Source organism: Micromonospora sp. ATCC 39149, from assembly GCF_000158815.1.
Taxonomy (GTDB): Bacteria; Actinomycetota; Actinomycetes; order Mycobacteriales; family Micromonosporaceae; genus Micromonospora.
This window is the reverse complement of record NZ_GG657738.1, coordinates 122,284-125,241: the sequence shown is the minus strand read 5'-3', so window position 1 is coordinate 125,241 and position 2,958 is coordinate 122,284. Positions and strand designations below refer to the sequence as shown.

General features: G+C 73.8%; 3 protein-coding genes and 1 pseudogene. 3 read left to right on the top strand and 1 reads right to left on the bottom strand.

Annotated elements, in window-relative coordinates:
- The coding region (locus MCAG_RS00520) for an MFS transporter (RefSeq protein ID WP_036371740.1) at positions 1-955 on the top strand (955 nt) is incomplete at its 5' end.
- Between the two features lie 59 nt (positions 956-1,014).
- Entirely contained in the window at positions 1,015-1,734 is a 720-nt protein-coding gene (locus tag MCAG_RS00515) for a thymidine kinase (RefSeq protein ID WP_036371738.1), read from the top strand.
- Between the two features lie 6 nt (positions 1,735-1,740).
- Here the strand turns inward: MCAG_RS00515 and MCAG_RS00510 are convergent, their stop codons facing one another.
- Positions 1,741-2,199 (bottom strand): hypothetical protein, encoded by a 459-nt coding sequence (locus tag MCAG_RS00510; RefSeq protein ID WP_007071049.1) that lies wholly within the window; start codon positions 2,197-2,199, stop codon positions 1,741-1,743.
- A 120-nt stretch (positions 2,200-2,319) separates the two neighbouring features.
- Between MCAG_RS00510 and MCAG_RS33150 the strand changes: the two are divergent.
- A pseudogene (locus MCAG_RS33150) lies at positions 2,320-2,958 on the top strand (hypothetical protein); the annotation flags it as partial.

Genomic DNA, 2,958 nt, shown 5'->3' with positions numbered 1-2,958 from the left:
CAACATCTCCTTCGGCGCGGCCGTGGTGGTCTACAACTCGTTCCTGCCGCAGCTCGGCGGCCCCGACGAACGCGACAGCATCTCCAGCCGCGGCTGGGCCATCGGCTACCTCGGCGGCGGCCTGCTGCTGGCCGCGAACCTCGTCGCCGTGACCGTGCTCAGCGAGGAGGGCAACCCGCAGCGCACCCTCGACCTGGCCCGCTGGTCGATCGTGTCGGCCGGCGTGTGGTGGGCCGTGTTCACCCTGGTGCCGCTGCGCTGGCTGCGCGAGCATCCCACCGCCGCCGCGCTGGCCGGCGGCGGCAACGTGCTCACCGACGGGTTCCGCCAGCTCGGCCGCACCCTGCGCGAGATCAAGGCGTACCCGCTGACGCTGTGGTTCCTGCTGGCCTTCCTGGTCTACAACGACGGCATCCAGACCGTGATCACCCTCGCCAGCCAGTACGGCACCGAGGAGCTGAAGCTGGGACAGAGCACCCTGGTCGCCACCATCCTGCTGGTGCAGTTCCTCGCCTTCGGCGGAGCCCTGGCCCTCGGCGCGCTGGCCCGGCGCATCGGGGCGCGGAAGACCGTGCTGCTCAGCCTCGTGCTGTGGACCGGTGTGATCATCGCGGTGTTCCGGCTACCCGCCGAGGCGCCGCTGCCGTTCATGGTCCTCGGCGGGGCCATCGGCCTGGTCCTCGGCGGCAGCCAGGCGTTGAGCCGGTCGTTGTTCAGCCAGCTCATCCCCGCCGGCAAGGAGGGCGAGTACTACGGCTTCTACGAGATCAGCGACAGGGGCACCAGCTGGCTCGGCCCCCTGGCGTTCGGACTGGTGTTCCAGCTCACCTCGTCCTACCGGGTGGGCCTGGTCTCCCTGCTGATCTTCTTCGTGGTCGGCTTCGTGCTGCTGGCCGCCGTGCCGATCCGCCGCGCCATCGTCGCCGCCGGCAACACCCCGCCCCGGCTGCTGTAGGGGCGGGGGCACACGCACCGAACTGATCGGCGACAGCCGATGGGCTAGGCTGCCCCGACGTGACCGACGACGCCGCTGCCGCCCCGATCTGCCTGGCCCGGCCCCTTCCGGGCCCGGACGACGACACCCGGCGTGGCTGCGCCGCCGCCCGGGGCGCCGACGGCCGGCCGCTGCACGCCGCCGCCCTGAGGTTCTTCTGGGGGCCGATGGACTGCGGAAAGTCCACGATGGCGCTACAGATGAACTACAACCACGCCCGGCAGGGCCGCCGCGGCCTGGTCACCACCCGCATCGACCGGTCCCTGGGCCCGCAGGTCACCACCCGCATCGGCCTGGCCCACGCCGCGATCGAGGTCACCGACGGCCTCGACCTGCGCGACCTGGTCCGCGACGCCTGGGCCGAGGGGGTACGCGTGGACTACCTCATCTGCGACGAGGCGTCCTTCTACAACCTCGAACACGTCGAGCAGATGGCCGACCTGGTCGACAACTTCGACGTCGACGTGTACGCCTTCGGCCTGGCCACCGACTTCCGGTCCTGCCTGTTCCCCGCCGCCCGGCGACTGTTCGAACTCGCCGACTCCGTCGCCCGCATCCAGGTCGAGGTGCTGTGCTGGTGCGGGCGCGAGGGGCTGCTCAACGCCCGCGTCGTCGACGGCCGGGTCGTCCGCGAGGGCGCGCAGGTCGTCATCGGCGACACCGTGGACACCGCCGACGTGCGCTACCAGGTGCTGTGCCGGCGGCACTACCGCGCCGGCGACCTCGGCCCCCGCGACTGAGCCACCTCAGAACGGGTCCCCGCAGATGCGCCACTGGCCGTCCTCCTCCACCATCGCCACGGTGCGCTCCTCGCCGGCACCACCGTCGCGGGTCAGCCGCGCGCGCACCGCACCGGTCGGCCGGCCGTGGCTCGTGCGCACCGACACGTCGACGATCTCGTAGCCGGTGACGACCGGCGGGGTGCGCACCCAGCCGGCGAAACCGACCGCGCTCCACCGGGTACGCGACTGCGCGCACAGCCGCTCGTAGGCCCGCTGCACGTCGCCCGCGGCGACCTCCCGCAGGAAGCCGTCGGCGCTGCGGCGGGCCTCGTCGCCGGCCCCGGCCAGCATCTGCACGTTCCACGCCCCCAGACCGGCCACCCCCACCAGGCACAGCCCCACCCCCACGCCGGTGATCAACAGCGCGGTCCGCGCCGGCCGGCGACGCCGGGCCGGCCGCGTCCATGGCTGCTGGCTGCCCATCACCTTCGACCGTAGGGGCACGGCGGGTAACCGCGCAGCGACTCGCCCCTGTCGCCCGCCCGGCGCATCGTCTACGGTCGGCGCACACCCCGACGCGTGCCCTGCGGAGGCGAGGAGACGATGACCCGTTACGTGCAGCCGGCGCCCACCCCCGACAGCCCGTACACCGGTGACCGGCTGCTGCGGTCCTGGCTGCGCCGCCAGCTCGGCCCGGCCGGGCACGCCGCCGCGCAGGGCCGGCTGATCGACCTGGCCGCCGACGTGACCGGGCCGCTGCGCGCCGCGCACGCCGACGCCGAGGCGCACCCACCGGTCCTGGTCCGCTACGACCCGTGGGGCGCCCGCGTCGACCGGATCGACACGTCCGCCGGGTGGCGGGCCCAACGCGCCGCCGCCGCCCGGCACGCCGTGGTCGCCCTGCCCTACCTGGAATCGGCGCGCGGGCAGTGGGGGGCCGCCACGCGGGTCGTCCAACACGCCCTGCTGCACCTGTACGGGCCGGAGTCGGCGACGTTCTCCTGCCCGGTGGCGATGGCCGACGGCGCGGCGGCGCTGCTCAGCCTTCCTGAGGTCGACTCCGGCGTCCGCGACGCGTGGCTGCCCCGGCTGACCTCCACCGACCCGGACACCGCGATCGTGTCCGGGCAGTGGATGACCGAGTCGCAGGGCGGCTCGGACCTGTCCGGTTCCAGCACCGTCGGTCGACCCGCCGCCGACGGGTCGTGGCGGCTGACCGGGCAGAAGTGGTTCTGCTCCGCC

What these genes read in the sequence shown, in the direction of transcription:
- MCAG_RS00510 (WP_007071049.1), bottom strand. Translation starts at nt 2,199, where the DNA reads ATGGGCAGCCAGCAGCCATGGACGCGGCCGGCCCGGCGTCGCCGGCCG.